22 protein-coding genes are annotated in these 19,920 nt (G+C 72.1%); 14 read left to right on the top strand and 8 right to left on the bottom strand.

The features are described from left to right. Window positions 1-14: 14 nt before the first annotated feature. From ACFW2Y_RS12295 to ACFW2Y_RS12275, 5 genes are all read right to left on the bottom strand, one after another. On the bottom strand, window positions 15-752 hold the full coding sequence (locus ACFW2Y_RS12295; protein WP_384876936.1) for a CPBP family intramembrane glutamic endopeptidase: 738 nt from the start codon (window positions 750-752) through the stop codon (window positions 15-17). 301 nt (window positions 753-1,053) lie between these two features. After that, window positions 1,054-1,848 (bottom strand): hypothetical protein, encoded by a 795-nt coding sequence (locus ACFW2Y_RS12290; RefSeq protein ID WP_384876934.1) that lies wholly within the window; start codon window positions 1,846-1,848, stop codon window positions 1,054-1,056. A gap of 256 nt (window positions 1,849-2,104) precedes the next feature. After that, window positions 2,105-2,389 carry a hypothetical protein gene (locus ACFW2Y_RS12285; RefSeq protein WP_384876932.1) on the bottom strand — a complete coding sequence of 95 codons (285 nt, stop codon included), beginning with the start codon at window positions 2,387-2,389 and terminating at the stop codon, window positions 2,105-2,107. A gap of 261 nt (window positions 2,390-2,650) precedes the next feature. After that, a complete protein-coding gene (gene murQ, locus ACFW2Y_RS12280; protein WP_384876930.1) occupies window positions 2,651-3,589 on the bottom strand; it encodes an N-acetylmuramic acid 6-phosphate etherase in 939 nt (312 codons plus the stop codon). Window positions 3,590-3,638: 49 nt separating this feature from the next. Next, window positions 3,639-4,589 carry a MurR/RpiR family transcriptional regulator gene (locus ACFW2Y_RS12275; protein WP_384876928.1) on the bottom strand — a complete coding sequence of 317 codons (951 nt, stop codon included), beginning with the start codon at window positions 4,587-4,589 and terminating at the stop codon, window positions 3,639-3,641. Between the two features lie 112 nt (window positions 4,590-4,701). On the opposite strand from ACFW2Y_RS12275, the gene ACFW2Y_RS12270 reads away from it, so the two are divergent. Then, complete coding sequence (locus tag ACFW2Y_RS12270) at window positions 4,702-5,058, top strand: hypothetical protein (RefSeq protein WP_384876926.1); 357 nt, start codon at window positions 4,702-4,704, stop codon at window positions 5,056-5,058. Between the two features lie 39 nt (window positions 5,059-5,097). Then, on the top strand, window positions 5,098-5,367 hold the full coding sequence (locus ACFW2Y_RS12265) for a DUF4031 domain-containing protein (protein ID WP_384876924.1): 270 nt from the start codon (window positions 5,098-5,100) through the stop codon (window positions 5,365-5,367). Window positions 5,368-5,443: 76 nt separating this feature from the next. Here the strand turns inward: ACFW2Y_RS12265 and cpt are convergent, their stop codons facing one another. From cpt to ACFW2Y_RS12250, 3 genes are all read right to left on the bottom strand, one after another. After that, entirely contained in the window at window positions 5,444-5,965 is a 522-nt protein-coding gene (gene cpt, locus ACFW2Y_RS12260; protein WP_384876984.1) for a chloramphenicol phosphotransferase CPT, read from the bottom strand. Between the two features lie 63 nt (window positions 5,966-6,028). After that, window positions 6,029-7,240 carry a Cmx/CmrA family chloramphenicol efflux MFS transporter gene (locus tag ACFW2Y_RS12255; RefSeq protein WP_384876982.1) on the bottom strand — a complete coding sequence of 404 codons (1,212 nt, stop codon included), beginning with the start codon at window positions 7,238-7,240 and terminating at the stop codon, window positions 6,029-6,031. A gap of 426 nt (window positions 7,241-7,666) precedes the next feature. Further along, the gene (locus ACFW2Y_RS12250) at window positions 7,667-8,485 is read right to left on the bottom strand and encodes a hypothetical protein (protein ID WP_384876922.1); all 819 of its coding nucleotides are present in this window, start codon (window positions 8,483-8,485) and stop codon (window positions 7,667-7,669) included. A 164-nt stretch (window positions 8,486-8,649) separates the two neighbouring features. Here ACFW2Y_RS12250 and ACFW2Y_RS12245 point away from each other — a divergent pair, with 164 nt between their 5' ends. The 12 genes from ACFW2Y_RS12245 to ACFW2Y_RS12190 all read left to right on the top strand — a co-directional run. Further along, a complete protein-coding gene (locus ACFW2Y_RS12245) occupies window positions 8,650-10,086 on the top strand; it encodes an MFS transporter (protein WP_384876921.1) in 1,437 nt (478 codons plus the stop codon). A gap of 153 nt (window positions 10,087-10,239) precedes the next feature. Beyond that, the gene (locus ACFW2Y_RS12240) at window positions 10,240-11,409 is read left to right on the top strand and encodes a trans-sulfuration enzyme family protein (RefSeq protein WP_384876919.1); all 1,170 of its coding nucleotides are present in this window, start codon (window positions 10,240-10,242) and stop codon (window positions 11,407-11,409) included. A gap of 99 nt (window positions 11,410-11,508) precedes the next feature. Beyond that, window positions 11,509-12,048, top strand: coding sequence for a MaoC family dehydratase (locus ACFW2Y_RS12235; RefSeq protein ID WP_384876917.1), 540 nt, complete (start codon window positions 11,509-11,511; stop codon window positions 12,046-12,048). A gap of 72 nt (window positions 12,049-12,120) precedes the next feature. Beyond that, a complete protein-coding gene (locus ACFW2Y_RS12230; protein WP_384876916.1) occupies window positions 12,121-12,963 on the top strand; it encodes a class I SAM-dependent methyltransferase in 843 nt (280 codons plus the stop codon). Further along, window positions 12,960-14,003, top strand: a complete 1,044-nt coding sequence (locus ACFW2Y_RS12225; protein WP_384876914.1) for a methyltransferase domain-containing protein — start codon at window positions 12,960-12,962, stop codon at window positions 14,001-14,003. The genes ACFW2Y_RS12230 and ACFW2Y_RS12225 overlap by 4 nt, the downstream gene beginning before the upstream one ends. 30 nt (window positions 14,004-14,033) lie before the next feature. Next, entirely contained in the window at window positions 14,034-14,927 is an 894-nt protein-coding gene (locus ACFW2Y_RS12220; RefSeq protein ID WP_384876912.1) for a diiron oxygenase, read from the top strand. A gap of 38 nt (window positions 14,928-14,965) precedes the next feature. After that, on the top strand, window positions 14,966-15,913 hold the full coding sequence (locus ACFW2Y_RS12215; protein ID WP_384876910.1) for a hypothetical protein: 948 nt from the start codon (window positions 14,966-14,968) through the stop codon (window positions 15,911-15,913). A 1-nt stretch (window position 15,914) separates the two neighbouring features. Further along, the gene (acpS, locus tag ACFW2Y_RS12210; protein WP_384876908.1) at window positions 15,915-16,370 is read left to right on the top strand and encodes a holo-ACP synthase; all 456 of its coding nucleotides are present in this window, start codon (window positions 15,915-15,917) and stop codon (window positions 16,368-16,370) included. A 17-nt stretch (window positions 16,371-16,387) separates the two neighbouring features. Continuing rightward, the gene (locus tag ACFW2Y_RS12205) at window positions 16,388-16,642 is read left to right on the top strand and encodes a phosphopantetheine-binding protein (RefSeq protein ID WP_384876906.1); all 255 of its coding nucleotides are present in this window, start codon (window positions 16,388-16,390) and stop codon (window positions 16,640-16,642) included. Further along, entirely contained in the window at window positions 16,639-17,859 is a 1,221-nt protein-coding gene (gene metK, locus ACFW2Y_RS12200; protein ID WP_384876904.1) for a methionine adenosyltransferase, read from the top strand. The genes ACFW2Y_RS12205 and metK overlap by 4 nt, the downstream gene beginning before the upstream one ends. A 5-nt stretch (window positions 17,860-17,864) precedes the next feature. Continuing rightward, a complete protein-coding gene (locus tag ACFW2Y_RS12195) occupies window positions 17,865-18,848 on the top strand; it encodes a carbohydrate kinase family protein (protein WP_384876902.1) in 984 nt (327 codons plus the stop codon). Beyond that, the coding region (locus tag ACFW2Y_RS12190; RefSeq protein ID WP_384876900.1) for a homocysteine S-methyltransferase family protein at window positions 18,845-19,920 on the top strand (1,076 nt) is incomplete at its 3' end. The genes ACFW2Y_RS12195 and ACFW2Y_RS12190, both read left to right, overlap by 4 nt.

The raw sequence follows: 19,920 nt of genomic DNA, 5'->3' as shown, positions 1-19,920 counted from the left end.
CGGTACCGGCCGGTTCAGGGGGTCGGGGTCGAGGTCGGGACGGGCGGTGGAGTCCGCTCCCGGGCGCGGGCCCGGACGAGGACCACGCCGTAGGCGGTGAGGGCGAAGAGACGGAGGGCTTCCCACCAGACCGGGAGCGGCTCCGGGCTGTTGGAGTTGACCCAGTTGCTCACCGCGTGCAGAAGGGCCAGCGGCCAGATCGAGACGGTGTGCAGGCGCAGGGCGGCCAACACGAAGCCGAAGACGGAGGCGTGCAGCACCTGGAAGGCGATGTGGTCCGGACCGCGCCCGAAGACGAGCCCGGACAGCACGTGCCCGAGGCCGAAGAGCAGGGCGACCCAGAGGGCCGTGCGCCACGGGGACAGCGCCCGCAGCAGTTCCTGCATCACGCCGCGGGCGTACAGCTCCTCGCTGATCCCGACCGAGACCATCAGCAGCGCGCTTGCGGCCAGGGCGCTCGCCGTGCCCGTGACCCCGCGGGTCAGTTCCAGGCCGACCACCAGGTACGCGGGGAGCAGGAGCAAGGGGCGGCGGGGCCACGGGGTCGAGAGCCAGGGCGCCCGCCACCACCGGAACCACGTCACCACGGCCAACGGGACGATGCAGGCCGCCAGGTTGGCCACGACCGGACCGGCGACGGCACCGAGCGGAAGGCCGAACGCGGCGGCGAACAGGACCAGGTGCCAGCCGGCGTTGACCCCGACGGCCGACAGGAGGGGGAACCGTACGGGTCTTTCCCTTGGCAGGGGCACGATCGGTCAGTCTGCCAGGGGGGCGAGGGCACCGCCAGGTCTCCCCGGGAGGCGGCTCCGCCATCGGGCGCGAGTCACTCGTGACCGGCGGGCGACCGCGTGCGGGGCGCACCGGGACGTGTCGGCCTTCACCGGGAGGTCCTCCACGGTGGGCTCGATCGGGGCGGGGAGATCGCGGTGTGACGATGTGGTCGCCGCGAGGGGATCGTGGGCCAACCCGTACGGCCGGACGGACCGGGGCCCGCCCCTCCACCGTGGTTTCGGCGGAGGGACGGGCCCCGTGGCGTCCGGACGGGTCGGATCACTCGGGACGGATGAGTTCCCTGACGAAGCGCATGTCGTGCGCGCCGTCCAGGTCGATCTCGCCGTATCCGGCGGACGGCCAGGCGACCCGGTCGCCGATCCACGGCACGGTCACGGACCGGTACGTCGCGTCCCCGCACAGCGCGGCCTCGCCGACCGGGCCCGGAAGGTCCCGGAAACGGTGCCGGATCGGCCCGTACTGCAGGGGCAGCGTTCCGATCGGCTCGGCGTCGTCCCCGCCGTCGAGCGGGAAGAACACCAGCCAGGGGGCTTCCGAGGTGTAGCTGTGGAGCAGCAGGTACCGCACCGTCCGCCCCGGTTCCTGGCGCGCGACCCTGGCCATGCGTCGGGTGCGCCTTGCGGCGGCCAGGAAGATCCCCGTCCACACCAGGGTGACCACCGGCAGGAAGACGATCCAGAAGGGGGCGTTGTCCGGATACCTGAGCACGGTGTCCACGGCGAACGCGCTCATGGCGAGCACGCCGAGGTAGGGCAGCGTGTGCAGCGACCGGTGGAGTCCTCGCACCCGCCACCACGCGACCCGTCGGACGTCCGCCTCCGGGCGCAGGGTCGGTTCCTCCAGTCCGCGGTAGGCGGCCTGGCTGACCGCGGCCTCGGCCATCTCCCGGTAGGAGACCGGTGCGGCCCCGTTCGTCCTGCCGCCCCGGTGGGGGTGCGCGGTGTCCGTGCCGTGGTCCTGCGCCCCCTGTTCGTCCCCGGGCCCCGGGGACGAACAGGGCCCGGGGCGCTCCCGAGGGGCATCGGCCGTGGGCTCCGGCGGATGTGGGGTCATGGGCCGAGGAGGCCGGCCGTCGTTCCGCAAATCATTGCGCCGATGGTACAGGCGTCGCGATCCGGGAGGTTCTGAATTCCTTCGACGTCGGTTTGCGGGGTGCCCGGGACCTGTTTGTGGCGGTGCGCTTCGTGATGTGTTCGATCGCCTTGTCCGTGGAGTCGATGAAATTGCCGATCGGGGATCCGCCGAAAGGCGTCGCATGGATCTCTCCTCCGCCGTGCGTGAGGATCTTCAGCGTTCCGCCGCCCCCTCCTCAGGTTCGGGCGATGTCCGTGTGGGGCGCGGTGTGCGTCATCAGCGGGTCGATGACCACGAGTTTTTCTTCGCGCAGCGTGATCCGTGAGCCGTTCACGCGCTGGACGAGGGCGGCGATTCCCAGGGAGACGGCTGCGCCCGTCAGGGGGCCGCTTTCGAATCCGCCGGCGAAGTCCGCCGCGATCAGGCCGGCTGCCGCCGTCACGAAGAGGGTGGTGAGGGGCCAGGGCGAAACCTTCTGGGAGGTTCGGTTCAGGGTTTCATCAGAATTCTTGCGTGGCATCGCGGTTCTTTCCCTCGGATTCCTGCGGTCCCGCGGCGGAGAGCGGCGTGGCGGAATTCCGCCCGCCACTCCGCCCGCCACTCCGCCCGCCACTCCGCCCGCCCCTCCGCTCGGCAGGAACGCCGGCAGCCGCCGAAGAGGTTCACGGCGCTGTGGGTTCCCGCACCGCGGAAGCCCACGTCGAACCCTGCGTCGATGCCCGTGCCCCCGTAGGGGCCGCCCGGAGGGGGAGGGCGGCCCCGGTGCGGGGCGGTGCCGCCTTCAGCGGTCGGAGCGTCCGTCGGCCTGGAGGGCGGTGCGGAGGCGACCCCGGGACCCGGCGAGCCGCTCGGCGGCCGTGGGGGCGTCGACATCGGCGAGGATCATCAGGATGGCGTTCTTCACCTCGCCGCCGGCGGCGGTGAGCGCCGTCTCGATCTGCTCGTCCGGGGCTCCGGTGGCCAGGGCGACGATCCGTCGCGAGCGGGCCTGGAGCTTGTCGTTGGAGGCGCGGACGTCGACCATCAGGTTTCCGTAGGTCTTGCCCAGGCGGATCATCGTGATGGTCGAGATCATGTTGAGGACGAGCTTCTGGGCGGTGCCGGCCTTGAGGCGGGTCGAGCCGGTGAGGAATTCGGGCCCGGGGACGACCTCGATGCCGTGTTCGGCGGCGGCGGCGAGCGCACTGTCCGCGTTGCAGGAGAGGCCGATGGTCAGCGCGCCGTGCGCACGGGCGTGCTCGACGGCGCCGACGGCGTACGGGGTGCGACCGGAGGCGGAGATGCCGACGACGGTGTCCTCGGCGGTGAGCCCGAGTGCGGTGAGGTCCGCCACCGCGAGTTCCTTGGAGTCTTCCGCGCCCTCGACCGACCGGACCAGGGCCGAGGGCCCGCCCGCGACGAGGCCGACCACCTGCGAGGGGTCGGTGTTGAAGGTGGGCGGGCACTCGCTGGCGTCGAGGACCCCGAGCCGCCCTGCGGTGCCGGCGCCCATGTAGACGAGGCGACCGCCGCGGGCCATCCGGGCGGCGACGGCGTCGATGGCCTCGGCGATGGCGGGGAGTTGACGGGCGACGGCGTCGGGGACGGCGTGGTCCTCGCCGTTCATGGTGCGAGCGATGTCCAGGGTCGGGAGCTGGTCGATCTCGGCGAGCTCGGGGCGGAACGCCTCGGTGGTGAGGGCGGCGAGTTCGGTGCGGAGCGCGGAGTACGTGTGGGACAAGGCGGCTCTTTCGGTGCGGCGGCGTCATCGGCGCCGGTGAACGAGTGGGTCAGCGGGTGCGGGGCGAGTGGCGGTGGGCGAGGGCTTCGTACGAGGCGGCGAGGGCCGGGGCCGCCGTTTCGTAGGTGCGCTGGGTGACACAGGTGAACAGGCAGTCCACGACGAGGAGTTGGCTGGTGCGGGAGGACATGGCCGCGGGGCGCAGTTCGCTTTCGCGGGCGGTGGAGGTGGTCAGGACGTGGTCGGCGTACTGGCTGACGGGGCCGTCGGGGCGGCCGGTGATCGCGACCGTGGTGGCCCCGTGCTCGAAGGCGACCCGGAGGGGTTCTATGACGTCGCCGGTGGAGCCGGAGTGGGTGATGGCGAGGGCGACGTCGCCCGCGCGCAGCTGCACGGCGTTGGTGACGGCGAGGTGCGGGTCGCTGTGGGCGTGCGCGATCAGGCCGATGCGGAGCAGTTTCTGGCCGAGGTCCTGGGCGACGAGGCCGGAGGCGCCGACGCCGTAGATGTCGATGCGGCGGGCGGTGGCGAGGGCGGCGACGGCTGCGCCCAGTTGGACGGTGTCGAGTGCGGCGGCGGTGTCGGCGAGGGTTTGCTGCTCGTCGTGGGCGAGCTTGGCGACGACGTCGGCGATCGGGTCGTCGACCGAGATGTCGGCGGTGACGGACGGGGCGCGGCCGGACTGCTGCTGGGCGGCGAGGCCGGCGAGGGCGAGGCGCAGGTCCCGGTAGCCGGGGTAGCCGAGGAGGCGGGCGGTGCGGACGACGGTCGCCTCGCTGGTTCCGGTGAGTTCGGCGAGACCGGTGACCGTGAGGGCGGCGCAGCCGGCCGGGTCTCCGGCGACGGCCTCGGCGACCCGCTGCATGGAGCGGGTCATGGACGGGGCGAGCGTCCGCACCTTGGCGGCGAGGGCGGCGGGTGGCGGGACCTCCCGTGCCGGTGGGGTCGAGGGGGAGGGGGGCGTCTCGCTGCTGAAACTTTCCTTCACGTCATTGGTCACACTCTGGAAGGTACTTTCGGCGCGAGGGGGCGACAAGACCGCGTCGTTGCCGGTGCCGGAGGGGGCGAACCCTTTTCCTTGTCGTGTGCGTGGCTCGGGTGACAATGAGTGCATGGACGACATCGACCCCGTGGAGCAGGCGCTCCATGCCGCTCGCGCGCTGGTACTGGCCGACCTGGTGGCCCGGCAGGTGGCCGCCGCAGAGGTCGTGTCGATGGTGGAGGACGCGGTGACCCACCGGCGCTGGTGGGTCGAGCAGTGGCCCGAAGGGGTGGTCTACGTCGCCGGGCTCGTCGCCCAGGACGTGCAGGACGCCCTGCTGGAACGGTACGGCCGCTGGCCGCTCTGCCCTGTCTGTTCCTCGGGCGACCCGCACGCCCTCGACGTGGAGCCGGAGCTCGGCCCGGACCCGCACTGGGTCTGTGGCAAGCAGGGCGTGGTGGTGGCCCCGGTGGGGGGCCTGGCGTGACGGAAGCCCGCAGGTGAACGGACCGGAAGGACCCCGCGCGTGACCCTCTACATCGACCCGCCGACCTGGCCGGGCCACGGCCGCATGTGGTCGCACCTGGTCAGCGACGTCTCCTTCGAGGAGCTGCACGCCTTCGCCGCTTCGATCGGTGCTCCGCCCCGTGCCTTCGAACGGGACCACTACGACATCCCCTCCGACCGTTACGCGGACGCGGTGGCGGCCGGTGCGATCGAGGTCGGCTCGAAGGAGTTGCTCCGACGCCTCACGGAGGCGGGGCTGCGGCGCCCGAAGGGCCGGCCGGCGTCCTGATCCCGGCCGCCGGTTCCCGGGGGCGTTCGCCCGGGCGGTGTTCCCGGCGGCCTTTCGGGCGGCGGGGACCGGCGCGTCAGCGCAGTGCGGCGGCGACGGTCCGGGCGCACTCGATCGACTCGGTGTGCGTGGTGTCGACCTCCAGGTCGTACTGCACGCCCTCGTGCACCGTCCGTGCCTGCTGCGCCGCCATTCCGACGGTGCGGTCTCCCCGGGCGATCTCCCGCCCCGCGGCGACCGTCTCCTCGCAGCGGACCCCGACCCAGAGCACGGGCAGGTCGCCGAGGGCCTCGCGCCAGCGTTGCTGGGAGGCGGGTCCGCCGAGGAAGACGTCGTCGACGATGATCCTGGCGCCGGCCCGGGCCATCGCCACGAGGCCTCCGGCCCAGGCGGCTTCCAGGGACCGGAAGTCCGCTCCGATGCCCACTCCGCCGTCGGCGTCGAAGGAGATGCCCGCTTCGGAGTCCTGCATCGCCGCGGGCAGGGCGTCGACGAAGGAGTCGATGCCGAAGGCCAGCCACGGCTCCGGCAGGACGGCCTGGAGGCACCGTACGAGTCCGGACTTCCCCGAGCTGGAGCCGCCGTTGAGGATGATCATTCGCGTCAGCACCGTGTCAGCCTAGGCATCGGGCGGGGGCCCGGCAGTTGGTTTTCGGGCCGCTCAGCAGGGGGCTTCGGCGGGGCGTTCCTGCTTCTGTGCGGCCGGGCTCGTCATCACCACGCGGGAGGGGGACCGGTGGAGCTTCAGCGACACCGCTGCCGCGGCCAGTCCCAGGGTCGTCATGGCGGCGCCGGCCCAGGCGGTGGAGGCGTAGCCGAGGCCGGCGTCGATGACGGTGCCGCCGAGCCAGGGGCCGCCGGTGTTGCCGAGGTTGAAGGCGGCGGTGGTGGTGGCTCCGGCGAGGGTGGGCGCGGCTCCGGCCACGTTGAACATCCGGGCGTTGAGGGCCGGGGCGGTGAAGAAGGCGGAGACGCCGAGGAGGAACGTCAGCAGGACCGTGACCACCGGATGGGGGGCGAGGAGTGCCAGGGCGGCCAGGAAGACGGTCGAGCCGGCGATTCCGCTGAGCAGCACCCCGAAGAGGTGGGCGTCGGCGATGCGGCCACCGAGCGTGGTGCCGACCAGGGCGCCGATGCCGAAGAGGCCGAGGACGGCCGACACCCAGCCCCCGTCGAGGCCGGAGACGTCGGTGAGGAGCGGGGCGAGGTAGGAGAAGGCGCAGAAGACGCCGCCCGCCGCGAGCGCGGTCACCGTGATCGAGAGGAGGACCTGGCGGTCCCGGTAGATGCTCAGCTCCTGCCGGAGGCGGGGCTTGGCCTCGGGGCGGGGGATGTGCGGGATGCGGGTGGCCACGCCGACGAGTGCGATCGCGGAGGCGGCGCCGACCGCCCAGAACGCCGAGCGCCAGCCGAGGTGTTCGCCGAGGAAGGCGCCGGCCGGGACGCCGAGGACGTTGGCGATGGACAGGCCGCCGATCATGACGGCCATCGCCTTGGCGCGGGCGCCGACGGGGACCATGGCGATGGCGACGGCGGCGCCGACCGCCCAGAAGCCGGCGCAGGCGAGCGCGCTCACCACGCGGGAGGCGAAGAGCACCGGGTAGTTCGGGGCCAGGGCGCCTGCGACCTGGCCGAGGCCGAAGACGGTGATGAGGGTGATCAGGGTCGTCTTCCGGGGGAGCCGGAGCGTTGCGACGGCGAGCAGGGGTGCGCCGACGACCATGCCGATCGCGAAGGCGGAGATGAGCAGTCCGGCGCGGGGGATGGAGACGTTCATGTCCTCCGCGATGGGCGGTAGCAGTCCGGAGAGCATGAATTCGCTCGTGCCGAGCGCGAAGACGGAAAGCCCGAGGATGTAGACGGCCAGCGGCATGCGGCGGGGAGTCGCCGTGGTGGGGGAGGGGGTGGAGGAGGGCGCGACGGGCTCGGCGGAGGAAGACGGCATGACATGGCCAACCCGTGCTTTGTTCCTGTCATTCCTCCTGTGGCGGGCGTCTCGCGATGCGGGACGGCTTCCGGGGTGTCCTCCCTCTTCGACCGTGCTGCGATGGCCGTCACCCTCGGCGCCGACCGTCTCCCGGCCGACCGTCTCCCGGCCGACCGCTCCGGGGCGGCCGGGGACGCCGTGGTGCTCGTGCTCCGCGTCGAGGACGTCGACGGGGGCTTCGCCCGCTGTCTGGAGCACGGCGGGGCGCCTGTCGTCGCCCCCGCCGACCGACCCGGGTGGGGGCCGGACCTGCGCGGCGCCCATCTCCGCGATCCGGCGGGGCGCTTGGTCGAGCTCCAGTCCTACGGAGGGCTACGACCGGGGTTCGGGGGACGGTGCGGTGAGCTCGGCCAGTTCCCGTTCCAGGTTCTCGCGGGCCTGTTCCTCCCAGGCCGCCGCCCCGTAGGGGGTGCGGAAGAGGCGGGGGAGGTCGAGGAGGTGGCGGAGGATCGCGGCGCGGCCCTCGCGGAAGGCGGCTTCGGGGACGAAGGCGTACTCCTCGCGAACGGCCGCCGTATACCCCCGATAGGTATCTGGATCGGTGGCCAGGATCGCGAGGTCGGCGTCGCAGAGGGTCTCGCCGTTCAGGTCGCCGGTGGCCGGGTCGTGGCTGGTGGTGAGGCGGACGAGGCGGGCCACCTCGGTCACCTCGTGCGGGGTGAGGCCCGCCTCGGTGAGGGCCTTTTCGGCCAGTAGCGCGGAGCGCTCCTCGTTTTCGGAGCGGTCCGGGCGGTAGACCGCGTCGTGGAACCAGGCGGCGAGCCGCACGAGCTCCAACTCCCCGCCCTCCCCGCCCTGATCGGTGAGCTCGTCGATGCGGTCGAGGACGGCCCGGAGGTGCGTGACCGTGTGGTAGCGGCGCTGCGGCTCGGACCAGCGGGACAGCAGCTTCTGGCCGTACGGGGTGGGGTCGGGGCCCTCGTGTCCGGCGCGGGCGGCGAGGAGGGTGGAGTTCCAGCGCAGCAGGAGGTCCCGGTCGTATCCGTCCCCGGCGGTGGGTTCCGCGCCGTGGGTCGTTCCTTCGGCGGCCTCCTCCTCGGGGGTGCGTCCGCCCTCCGCGGCGGGCCCCGTCGTGCGCTCGCGCCCGGCCTCGGCGGTGGGTTCGTACTCGCGGTCTTCCTCGGCGGTCATGGGGGCATTCTGCCCGGCCGGCCGGGCGGAGGGAGTGCTTCCCACGCCCCCTCACCTCACCCTTACATACCCCCTATGGGTATGCTACGGTGCTCCGCGAAGGTACCCCCTAGGGGTATGCCCGGGGTGTGCTCCGGGGCCGTTGCGAGCGAAGGGTCAGGGCAATGTCAACCGTCAATCCCCGGCGCTGGTGGGCACTTGTCGTGCTCGCCGCCGCCCAGTTCATGGTCATCATGGACACCTCGATCATCGGGGTCGCGCTCCCCGAGATGCAGAAGGACCTGGGCTTCACCCAGGGCGAGCTCCAGTGGGTCTTCAACGCCTATGTGATCGTCTTCGGCGGCCTGCTGCTCCTCGGTGGACGCCTCTCCGACCTCATCGGAGCCCGGAAGGTCTTCGTCACCGGCTGGGCCGTCATGATCGCCGGCTCGGTGCTCGCCGCGGCGGCCCAGACCGCCTGGGTCGAGATCGCCGGCCGCGCCGTCCAGGGCGTCGGCGGCGCGCTGATCGCGCCCTCCGCGATGACCCTGCTGATGATGCTCTTCATGCACGACCCGAAGGAGCTCGGCAAGGCGATGGCGCTGTACGGTGCCGCCGCTCCGGCCGGCGGCACCGCAGGCGTCTTCCTCGGTGGCGTCTTCACCCAGTGGGCGGCCTGGCAGTGGGTCTTCATCATCTACATCCCGATCGGCCTCGCGACCCTCGCCGCGACCAGGCTCCTCCCGGACGTCGAGTCCCGTCGAGGCTCCGTCGACGTCCTCGGTGCCGTCGCCGTCACCGCCGGTCTCGCGCTCGCCGTCTTCGCGGTCGTCCGTGCCCCCGAGGTCGGCTGGAGCTCCGCCGGCACCGTCCTGGAACTGGTCGGCGCGGCCCTGCTCCTGGTGCTGTTCTTCGTGATCCAGAAGAACGTCCGGGAGCCGCTCATGCCGCTCGGCGTCTGGCGGGTCCCGCGCCTCGGCTCGGCCAACCTGGCGATGACGCTGCTCGGTGCCGCCTGGATCCCGATGTGGTACTTCCTCAACCTGTACCTCCAGCAGGTCCTGGGCTACGGCGCCTTCGCCTCCGGCGCCGCGCTCCTCCCGATGACCGTGCTCCTCATGATCTTCATGACGGCCATCACCGCCCGCCTGATGGCCAAGGTCGGCGCCAAGCCGCTCATCGGCACCGGTCTGCTCGTCCTCGCGGCCGGTCTGGTGTGGCTCGCCGCCGTCCCGCCCACCGGCACCTTCCTGATCGACGTCCTGCCGGCCTCGCTGGTCGCCGCGCTCGGCATGTCCCTCGCCTACATCCCGGCGATGATCGCGGCCATGTCCGGCGCCCCGCAGGAGCAGGCCGGTCTCGCCTCCGGCATCGTCAACACCACCTACAACGTCGGCTCCGCGCTCGGCCTCGCCGCGCTGACCGCCGTCGCCATGTCGCAGGGCGCCGACCAGCTCGGCAACCTGCCGAAGCTGACCGACGGCTTCTCGGCCGCCTTCATCGGCGCCGCGATCATCGCCGCCGTCGGCGGTGTCGTCACCCTCCTCGTCATGAAGGGCGACAAGGCGGTCGCGGCCGAGGCCGCCGCTCCCGCCCCGCAGGGCGAGAAGGTCTCCGCCTGACCCCGCCCCGAAGGGGCCGCCCGATGTCCGCCCCCGGACGTCGGGCGGCCCCTTTCCCGTACCCGGACGCCCCCGCCCGGGGTCCGGGGCGCTCGGCCCCGGGGTCCGGGGTCCGGGGCTCCGAAGCCCGTTGCAGAAACAGGAAGGAACGTCGTGGAGCTGAACACCCGTGCCGTGCACATCGTCAACGAGCCCTGGCAGAGCGGGAGCTGGCCGCTCTCCGTACCCCTCGTGCAGTCCTCCGCCTTCGCCTTCGACTCCGCCTCCGAACTGGCCGCGGCTATGGCGGACCCCGACGGGCGCTACGTCTACAGCCGTCGCGGAAACCCGACCGTGCGGGCCCTGGAGCAGACCCTCGCGGGCCTGGAGGGCGGCCAGGGCGCCATCGCCTTCGCCTCCGGGATGGGGGCGGTCAGCGGGGTGCTGCTCGCCCTGCTGCGGCCCGGCGACCGGGTGGTGGCCCAGCGCTGCCTGTACGGCGGCACCCATGCCGTGCTCTCGGACCTGGCCGAGCGGTACGGGATCGAGGTCGTCCGGATATCCGGTGACGACCCGGACGAGTTCGAGGCCGTCGCCGCGCACCCCGCCGCCCGGCTCCTGGTCCTGGAGACGATCGCCAACCCCACCGGGCAGGTGCCGGACCTGCCGGGGCTGCTCGCCGTCGCCCGCACCCTCGGGGTGACGAGCCTGGTCGACAACTCGCTGGCCTCGCCCGTCCTGTGCCGCCCGCTGGAGTTCGGCGCGGACGTCGTCGTGCACTCCACCACCAAGTACCTCTCCGGGCACTCGGACGTCCTCGGCGGCGCCGCCGTCTTCGCGGACGACGGGCTGCGCCGCCGGGTGTGGCCCCGCACGGTGGAACTCGGCGCCTGTGCCGACCCGTTCGCGGCCTGGCTGACCCTGCGCGGGGTGCCGACGCTGCCGCTGAGGATGCGCGAGCACTGTGCCAACGCCCTCGCCCTCGCCGAACTCCTCTCCTCCCACCGGGCGGTGGCGGCCGTGCACCACCCCTGGCGCGTGGACCACCCCTCGTACGGCACCGCCCGCAAGGTGCTGTCCGGTGGTGGCGGGCTGCTCTCCTTCGAGCTGCTCGGGGGGCGGGAGGCGGGGCGGGCGTTCATCGAGCGGGTGCGGCTCGCCAAGCTCGCGCTCTCGCTCGGCGGCGTGGAGACGCTCGTCGCGCATCCGGCGTCCACCTCCCACCGGGAGCTGGACGCGGAGGCCCTGGCGACGGCGGGGATCGCTCCCGGGCTGGTGCGGATGTCCGTGGGCATCGAGTCCGTTCATGATCTCTGGTCCGACTTCGAACAGGCCCTTTCCTGAAGGCGGTTGCTCCTTCTTTTGGGTTGACAAAATAAACGACTGATTCGTAGATTGGGTGATGCCAGGAAACGTTGACTTCAAGGTCAGGGGGGGCGCGCGATGCGCTACTTCGAGGACTTCCGGCCCGGCGACGTCCATGAGTTGGGCACCGTCACCGTCACGGCGGAGGAGGTGCTGGAGTTCGGCAGGCGCTTCGACCCGCAGCCCTTCCACACGGACCCCGAGCTCGCACGGGACTCCCCGTTCGGAGGGCTGATCGCGAGCGGGTTCCACACCCAGGCGATGTTCATGCGGCGCTACGTCGACGGACTCCTCGCCTACAGCGCCTGCACGGGCTCGCCCGGCATCGACGAGGTCCGCTACCTCCGCCCGGTCCGCCCGGGCGACGTCCTCACCGCCCGCGTCGAGGTCCTCGGCGCCACCCCGTCGCCGTTCAATCCCGCCACCGGCACCGTCAAGCCGCGGTGCACGCTCGTGGCCGCCGACGGGACGGCCGTGTTCAGCATGGTCCTGCACAGCATCTTCCGCCGGCGCCCCGCCGACGCCGAGGCCGACCACCTGTCGTCGGTGCCCGCGGCCGAGGACCCCGTCGCCTGCGCGCGACCGGCCAAGAGCTGCGTCCCGGCCATGACCGCCTGACGAGCCGTCCCGTCGTCGGGCCCTGCACACGGCCGTCCGAATCTCCGCAACCAAGTGAAGGGGGGACCTCCTGTGGAGGCCGTATCCCGCACCGCCCAGTGGACCGCCGCCGCGCGCGCCCTGGAGACCGAGCGCGAGGACCGGCTGTTCGCCGATCCGCACGCGCGCACCGTCGCCGACGAGATCGGCTTCGAACTGCTCGCGCGCTACGACGGCGGCGGCATCGTGCCGTTCCTCGCCATCCGCACCACCTACCTCGACCGGGCCGTCGTGAAGGCGGTGGAGGAGCGCGGCATCCGCCAGGTCGTCTTCCTCGCCGCCGGCATGGACACCCGCTTCTTCCGGCTGCCCTGGCCCGACGGCGTCACCGTCTACGAGCTCGACCGTCCGGCCCTCCTGGAGACCAAGGCCGAGATGCTCAAGGACGAGCCGCAGCCCACCGGCCGCACCCGTGTCACCGTCCCGGTCGACCTCACCCAGGACTGGACCGGCCCGCTGAAGGAAGCGGGATGGAAGAGCGAGGAACCCGTCCTGTGGGTGGTCGAGGGACTGCTGTTCTTCCTGCCCGAGCGGGCCGTGCGCACCCTCATCTCGACCCTCTCGGCCCATGCCGCGCCCGGCTCGGTGCTGCTCGGCGACGTCATCTCCAGGGCCGCCCTGGAGAACCCGCTCGCCCGCACCTTCATGGCCGCCCTCAAGGAGGACGGCAACCCGTGGCTCTTCGGCACCGAGGAGCCCGAGGCGCTGCTCGCCGACTGCGGCTGGGCCGTACGGGAGGTCAAGCAGCCCGGTGAACCGGGTGCCGACTTCGACCGCTGGCCCTACCCGGTCCCGGCGCGCTCCGTCCCGCGCGTCCCCCGCTCCTTCCTGTTCACCTGCGATCTGCCCGCCCACGAGGAGGAGAAGGCCGCATGAGCGCCCATGACTTCCACCAGAAGGTCATCACCGACGCCGGCGCGGCCGTCCGGGGCCTGACCGTGGCCCTCGGCGAGCGCCTCGGGCTCTACCGGGCCCTCGCCGAGCACGGTCCGCTCACCTCGGCGCAGCTCGCCGAGCGGACCGGCACGAACGGGCGGTACGTCGAGGAGTGGCTGCACGCCCAGCTCTCCGCCGGATACGTCGAGCGGCACCCCAGCTCCCTGACGTACACCCTGCCCGCCGACCACGTCGAGGTCCTCGCCGACCCGAAGGCGGTGACCTACGCGGCGGGCTTCTTCACCGCCCTCAAAGCGCTGTACGCCACCGAGGACCTGCTCGTCGACGCCTACCGCACCGGTGACGGCGTCGGCTGGGCCGAGCACGACGCGGCCCTCGACACCGGCATGGGCTCCTTCTTCCAGCCCACCTACGAGCACAAGCTCGTCCCGGACTGGCTGCCGGCCCTCCACGAGGTGACCGACAAGCTCGCCGCCGGCGGCACGGTCGCCGACGTCGGCTGCGGCGTCGGCCACACCACCCTGCTGATCGCCCGGGCCTTCCCGAACGCCACCGTCCACGGCTTCGACTACTCGGAGGAGGCCATCTCGATCGCCCGCGGGCTCGCCGAGGAGGCGGGCCTCTCCGACCGGGTCGTCTTCGAGGTCGCCTCCGCCGACGACTACCCGGGCGGCGGCTACGACCTGGTCTGCTTCTTCAACGCCCTGCACGACATGGGCGACCCGGTCGCCGCCGCCCAGCACGTCCACAAGTCCCTGGACGCGGACGGCACCTGGATGCTCGTCGAGTCGAACGTCTCCCCGCAGGACGTCGACGCCCAGACCCCCGCCGCCCGCATGTTCATGGCCCTGTCCGCCGTGATGTGCCTGCCGGTCGCGGTCGCGCAGCGCGGCCCCCACGCGCTCGGCAACCACTCCGGCGAGAAGGCCTTCCGGGCCATCGCCGAGGAGGCCGGCTTCACCCGCTGGCGGCGCGCCACCGAGACCCCGGTCAACGCGGTCTACGAAGTCCGCCCGTAACCCCACCGTCAGCGAGCGAGGAGCGAGAACATGGGCGTCGCCACCCCCCTGCCCGTCACCGACCGGTTCATGGAGGTCCTGGAGCGGCTGAGCGAGCGTTCCGTCGAGGACTACTACAACCCGTACCAGACCTTCCAGTGGCCCGAGAGCCTGGAGGAGGACCGCTTCTGGATGACTCCGGAGCTGCTCACCGTCTACGGCACCGAGCACTACGACAGCCTCGGTGAGGAAACGCTTCAGCGCCTCTCGAAGTGGGAGTCCGTCAACTTCTACAGCCTCAATGTGCACGGCATCCGCGAGCTCCTCATCGAGGTCGTCGGCCGCATCCACATGCCCGGCTTCGAAGTCCCCTCGGACTTCTTCCACCACTTCATCGGCGAGGAGAACGAACACATGTGGTTCTTCTCCGAGTTCTGCCGGCGCTACGGCCAGAAGATCTACGGCTCCACCGCCATGCGCGCCGACGCCGCCTGGGAACCCGAGGTCGAGAACTTCCTGGTCTTCACCCGCATCCTCTTCTTCGAGGAGCTCGTCGACCACTACAACTCCCGGATGGCGAAGGACGCTTCGCTCTGCCACACCATCCGCGAGGTCAACCGCATCCACCACCAGGACGAGTCCCGGCACATCGCCTTCGGCCGCGAACTGGTCTCCCTGCTCCACCAGCGGATGCGCCAGGCCGTGAGCGCCGAGCGGGTCCGCGAGGTGGAGGCGTACCTCAAGCGGTACGTCGTCTACAGCGTCAACTCCCTCTACAACCCCCACGTCTACCGCGACGCCGGCATCCCCGACCCGCTGGCCCTGCGCAACGCACTGGTCGCCGACGAGCGCCGCCGGCCCCACGAGCGCAAGGCGATCCGCAAGCCGCTCGCCTTCTTCCTGAAGACCGGGATCTTCTCCGACGACGTCCTGCCCGTCGTCTGAGCCCCCCAGGAACCTCCCTACCGAGAGGTGCACCGACCATGACCGTGACGACCCCCGCGACCGTCGGGGACGCCAAGGGCGAGACACGGGGCGACCACCCGGGCGCCACCCGGGGCCTGCCCTCGCTCGGCCCGGAGGGGACCCGCCTGCTGCGGCTCCTCGACGACACCTTCGAGGGCTGGGGCGTGACCGCGGGCGCCCGCCCGATGACCATGCCCCCGCTGCTCCCGGCCGCCGACCTGGCCGAGCTCGACTACTACGACAACTTCCCCCACCAGGCCGTCGTCGCCGCCCCGCTCGACCTGGAGCGCCGTGCGACCACGCCCTTCGACGTCGACACCGGGCGCTTCCCGGCCGAGGCGCTCGAACCGGCCGCACTCGGACTGCCCTCCGCCTCCTGCTACGCGGTCTACCTCGACCACCGGGGCACCCGGGTCGCCGACGACGCGCTCGTGACGATCTGCTCCTGGTGCTTCCGCAAGGAGACCCACTACGAGGGCATGCGCCGCCAACTCGGCTTCCGGATGCGGGAGGTCGTCGCCCTCGGCGCGCGCGAGCACGCCGAGGGCCACCTGGCCGACTTCACGCGCCGGATCCAGGCCTTCGCGGCGGCGCTCGACCTGCCGCTGCGCAAGGAGGCCGCCTGCGACCCCTTCTTCGACCGGGGCAGCTCGAAGGCGGTCCTCCAGCGGCTCACCCCGGTGAAGTACGAGTTCCTCCACGAGGACCTGGCGATCGCCTCGGTCAACACGCACCGGAACTTCTTCGGCGACCGCTGCGACATCACCCTGGCGTCGACCGGTGGACCGGCCTTCACCAGCTGCGTCGCCTTCGGCCTGGAGCGCTGGCTGTCCGTGCTGACCCGCCGCCACGGCGGCTGGGAGGCCGCCACCCGCGCGGTCCTCGACGCGAACGCCCGGCTGCGGGCCGAAGCCGGTGCCCCGGTGCCGGCCGGTGCGAGTGGCGCGGCCGGGCCGGTGATCTGACGTGCCGGCCCGTCCCGCCGCCCCGCCGGCGGGCGGCCTGGGGTGGGCGAACCTCGGCATGGACATCGTGTCCGTCAACCGTGTCCGCAGGCTCCTCGCCCAGTACGGGGAGCGGTTCTTCGAGCGGATGCTCACCCCCGGCGAGCTCGCCGACTGCCGCACCTCCTCCGGGCTCGACGTCCTGAGCCTGTGCGGGCGGATCGCGGCGAAGGAAGCGGCCTTCAAGACCCTGCGGGTCCGGGGCAGGTTCCTGCCGTGGCCGGACATCGTCGTGCGCCGCTCCGAGGGCGGCTGGCCGCTCGTGGAGCTGCACCGGACCGCCGCCGAGATGGCCGCCGAGTCCGGCATCACCGAGATCACCGTGTCGATCAGCCACGACGTGGACTACGCGGTGGCCGTGGCCGCCCCGATCGTCGCCCCCACCCCTTCCCCATCCAGCAACGCGACCGAGCAGTAGCGAAAAGGAGAGCAACCATGGCCGACGGCCTGCAGACGGTGAAGAACTGGATCCTGGAGCGCCACCCCGAGCGCACCGACATCGCCCCAGACCTCGACCTGATCGAGAACCGGCTCATCGACTCGCTGTCCTTCGTCGAGTTCGTCTTCCTCCTGGAGCAGGAGAGCGGCACCGCCATCCAGATGGAGACCCTGGAGGTCGACTCCATCCGCACCCTCGGCGCCATCGAGCGGCACTTCTTCACGGCGCAGGTGGAGGTGGGCCGGGCATGAGCCGTCGCCTCTTCACCTCGGAGTCCGTGACCGAGGGACACCCCGACAAGATCGCCGACCGGATCAGCGACACCGTCCTCGACGCCCTGCTCGCCGAGGACCCGTCCTCGCGGGTCGCGGTGGAGACCCTGATCACCACGGGACTCGTGCACATCGCCGGCGAGGTCACCACCACGGCGTACGCGCCGATCGCACAGCTGGTGCGCGAGGCCGTCCTCGACATCGGCTACGACTCCTCCGCGAAGGGCTTCGACGGCGCCTCCTGCGGCGTGTCGGTGTCCATCGGGGCCCAGTCGCCGGACATCGCCCAGGGCGTCGACACGGCGTACGAGTCCCGGGTCGAGGGCACGGACGACGAGCTGGCCGCCCAGGGCGCCGGCGACCAGGGGCTGATGTTCGGCTACGCCTGTGACGACACCGCCGAACTGATGCCGCTGCCGATCGCCCTGGCCCACCGTCTGTCGCGGCGGCTGACCGAGGTCCGCAAGGACGGCACCCTGCCGTACCTGAGACCGGACGGCAAGACGCAGGTCACCATCGAGTACGACGGGGACCGCCCGGTCCGCCTCGACACGGTGGTGGTCTCCTCGCAGCACGCGGCGGACATCTCCGTCGAGGGACTGCTCGCCCCGGACGTCCGCGAGTACGTCGTCGAGCACGTGCTGAAGCAGCTCGTCGAGGAGGGCGTCGCCCTGGAGTCCGACGGCTACCGGCTGCTGGTCAACCCGACCGGCCGCTTCGAGGTCGGGGGCCCGATGGGCGACGCCGGCCTGACCGGCCGCAAGATCATCATCGACACCTACGGCGGCATGGCCCGGCACGGCGGCGGCGCCTTCTCCGGCAAGGACCCCTCCAAGGTCGACCGCTCGGCCGCCTACGCGATGCGCTGGGTCGCCAAGAACGTCGTCGCGGCCGGTCTCGCCACGCGCTGCGAGGTACAGGTCGCGTACGCGATCGGCAAGGCGGAGCCGGTCGGGCTCTTCGTGGAGACCTTCGGCACGGGCACCGTGCCGGACGAGCGGATCCAGGAGGCCGTCGGCGAGGTCTTCGACCTGCGGCCCGCGGCGATCATCCGCGACCTGGACCTCAAGCGGCCGATCTACGCGGCGACCGCCGCCTACGGCCACTTCGGCCGTGAACGGCCCGAGTTCACCTGGGAGCGGACGGATCGCGCGGAGGCCCTGCAGAAGGCCGTCCGACAGGACGAAGGGGCCTGAGGACCATGCGCATCGCTGTCACGGGATCCATCGCGACCGACCATCTGATGACCTTCCCCGGCTGGTTCGGCGAACAGCTCATCGCCGACCGGCTCGACCGGGTCTCCCTGTCGTTCCTCGCCGACGACCTGGAGGTCAGGCGCGGCGGAGTGGCAGCGAACATCGCCTTCGGACTCGGTGTCCTCGGCCTGCGCCCGACCCTGGTGGGCGCGGTCGGGGCGGACTTCGAGCCGTACCGGGTCTGGCTGAAGGACCACGGTGTGGACACCGACTCGGTGCGGGTCAGCGAGTCGCTCCACACCGCCCGCTTCGTCTGCACCACCGACCGGGCCCAGAACCAGATCGCCACCTTCTACGCGGGGGCGATGGCCGAGGCGCGCGAGATCGACCTCAGGGACGTCATCGCGCGCACCGGCCGACTGGAGCTGGTCCTGGTCTCCCCGGACGACCCCGGCGCCATGCTCCGGCACACCCGGACCTGCCGCGAGCTGGGCATCCCCTTCGCCGCCGATCCGTCGCAGCAGTTGGCGCGGCTCGACGGGCGCCAGGTGCGGGAGCTGGTGGACGGGGCCCGGTTCCTGTTCACCAACGAGTACGAGACGGCACTGCTGCTGGAGAAGTCGGGCTGGTCGGAGGCGGAGGTGCTGCGCCGGGTCACCACCTGGGTCGCCACCCACGGCGAGGCCGGCGTCCGCATCCGCGGCGAGGGCCGGGAGCAGCTCGCCGTGCCCGCGGTCCCGGTGCCGGCGGTCATCGATCCGACCGGCGTCGGCGACGCCTTCCGGGCCGGCTTCCTCGCGGGGACGCTCTGGGGCGTGCCGGAGCGGTGCGCGGCACAACTGGGCTGCGCGCTCGCGGCCACCGTCCTCGACTACGTGGGGACGCAGGAGTACCCGCTCCACCGGGACGTCCTCCTGGACCGGATCAGGACCACCTACGGCGTCGGCTGCACGGCGACGCTCGTCCCCCACCTGAGGGGGCTGACATGAGGCGTTCCCTGCGGGACGAGTTCGCGACGCGGGTCGTCGTCGCCGACGGGGCGATGGGCACCATGCTCCAGGCCGCCGACCCGTCGATGGAGGACTTCCGGAACCTGGAGGGCTGCAACGAGGTCCTCAACCTCACCCGCCCCGACATCGTCGCCTCCGTCCACGACGCGTACTTCTCGGTGGGCGTGGACTGCGTGGAGACCAACACCTTCGGGGCGAACCTGGCCGCGCTCGCCGAGTACGGCATCGAGCACCAGGTGTACGAGCTGTCCGAGGCCGGCGCCCGGATCGCCCGCGGCGCGGCGGACGCGCACACGGCCGTCGACGGGCGCCCCCGCTGGGTCCTCGGCTCCATGGGGCCGGGAACGAAGCTGCCGACCCTCGGCCACATCGCCTACGAGCCGCTGCGGGAGGCCTTCCAGCAGAACGCGGAGGGCCTGATCAGGGGCGGTGCGGACGCCCTGCTCATCGAGACCTCGCAGGACCTGCTCCAGACCAAGGCGGCCGTGGTCGGCGCCCGCCGCGCGCTGGACTGGGTCGGCGTGGACCTGCCGCTGATCGTGCAGGTCACGGTGGAGACGACCGGCACGATGCTGCTGGGGTCGGAGATCGGTGCGGCGCTCACGGCCCTGGAGCCCTTGGGCATCGACATGATCGGCCTGAACTGCGCGACCGGTCCGGCCGAGATGAGCGAACACCTGCGCCACCTCTCCCGGCACGCCCGGATACCGATCTCCGTCATGCCGAACGCGGGCCTGCCGGTGTTGACCTCCGACGGGGCCCACTATCCGCTGTCGCCGACCGAACTGGCCGATGCCCAGGAGCAGTTCGTGCGGGAGTACGGTCCGTCGCTGGTGGGCGGCTGCTGTGGCACGACCCCCGCGCACCTGCGGGAGATCGTGGAGCGGGTGCGGGGCGCGGCCGTGCTGGACCGGCGCCCGGTGTCGGAGCCGGGAGCCTCGTCCCTCTACGCACACGTCCCGTTCCGGCAGGACACCTCCTACCTGGCGATCGGTGAGCGGACCAACGCCAACGGGTCGAAGAAGTTTCGTGAGGCCATGTTGGAGGGCCG

It is taken from the genome of Streptomyces sp. NPDC058877 (genome assembly GCF_042742855.1).
Classification (GTDB): domain Bacteria; phylum Actinomycetota; class Actinomycetes; order Streptomycetales; family Streptomycetaceae; genus Streptomyces.
This window is presented reverse-complemented; position numbering and strand designations above follow the sequence as displayed.

Coding starts and splice junctions, on each gene's coding strand:
- ACFW2Y_RS12290 (WP_384876934.1), bottom strand. CDS start 1,848: ATGACCCCACATCCGCCGGAGCCCACGGCCGATGCCCCTCGGGAGCGC.
- ACFW2Y_RS12285 (WP_384876932.1), bottom strand. CDS start 2,389: ATGCCACGCAAGAATTCTGATGAAACCCTGAACCGAACCTCCCAGAAG.
- ACFW2Y_RS12270 (WP_384876926.1), top strand. CDS start 4,702: ATGGACGACATCGACCCCGTGGAGCAGGCGCTCCATGCCGCTCGCGCG.
- cpt (WP_384876984.1), bottom strand. CDS start 5,965: ATGATCATCCTCAACGGCGGCTCCAGCTCGGGGAAGTCCGGACTCGTA.
- ACFW2Y_RS12255 (WP_384876982.1), bottom strand. CDS start 7,240: ATGCCGCTGGCCGTCTACATCCTCGGGCTTTCCGTCTTCGCGCTCGGC.
- ACFW2Y_RS12250 (WP_384876922.1), bottom strand. CDS start 8,485: ATGACCGCCGAGGAAGACCGCGAGTACGAACCCACCGCCGAGGCCGGG.
- ACFW2Y_RS12245 (WP_384876921.1), top strand. CDS start 8,650: ATGTCAACCGTCAATCCCCGGCGCTGGTGGGCACTTGTCGTGCTCGCC.
- ACFW2Y_RS12235 (WP_384876917.1), top strand. CDS start 11,509: ATGCGCTACTTCGAGGACTTCCGGCCCGGCGACGTCCATGAGTTGGGC.
- ACFW2Y_RS12225 (WP_384876914.1), top strand. CDS start 12,960: ATGAGCGCCCATGACTTCCACCAGAAGGTCATCACCGACGCCGGCGCG.
- ACFW2Y_RS12220 (WP_384876912.1), top strand. CDS start 14,034: ATGGGCGTCGCCACCCCCCTGCCCGTCACCGACCGGTTCATGGAGGTC.
- ACFW2Y_RS12215 (WP_384876910.1), top strand. CDS start 14,966: ATGACCGTGACGACCCCCGCGACCGTCGGGGACGCCAAGGGCGAGACA.
- ACFW2Y_RS12205 (WP_384876906.1), top strand. CDS start 16,388: ATGGCCGACGGCCTGCAGACGGTGAAGAACTGGATCCTGGAGCGCCAC.
- metK (WP_384876904.1), top strand. CDS start 16,639: ATGAGCCGTCGCCTCTTCACCTCGGAGTCCGTGACCGAGGGACACCCC.
- ACFW2Y_RS12195 (WP_384876902.1), top strand. CDS start 17,865: ATGCGCATCGCTGTCACGGGATCCATCGCGACCGACCATCTGATGACC.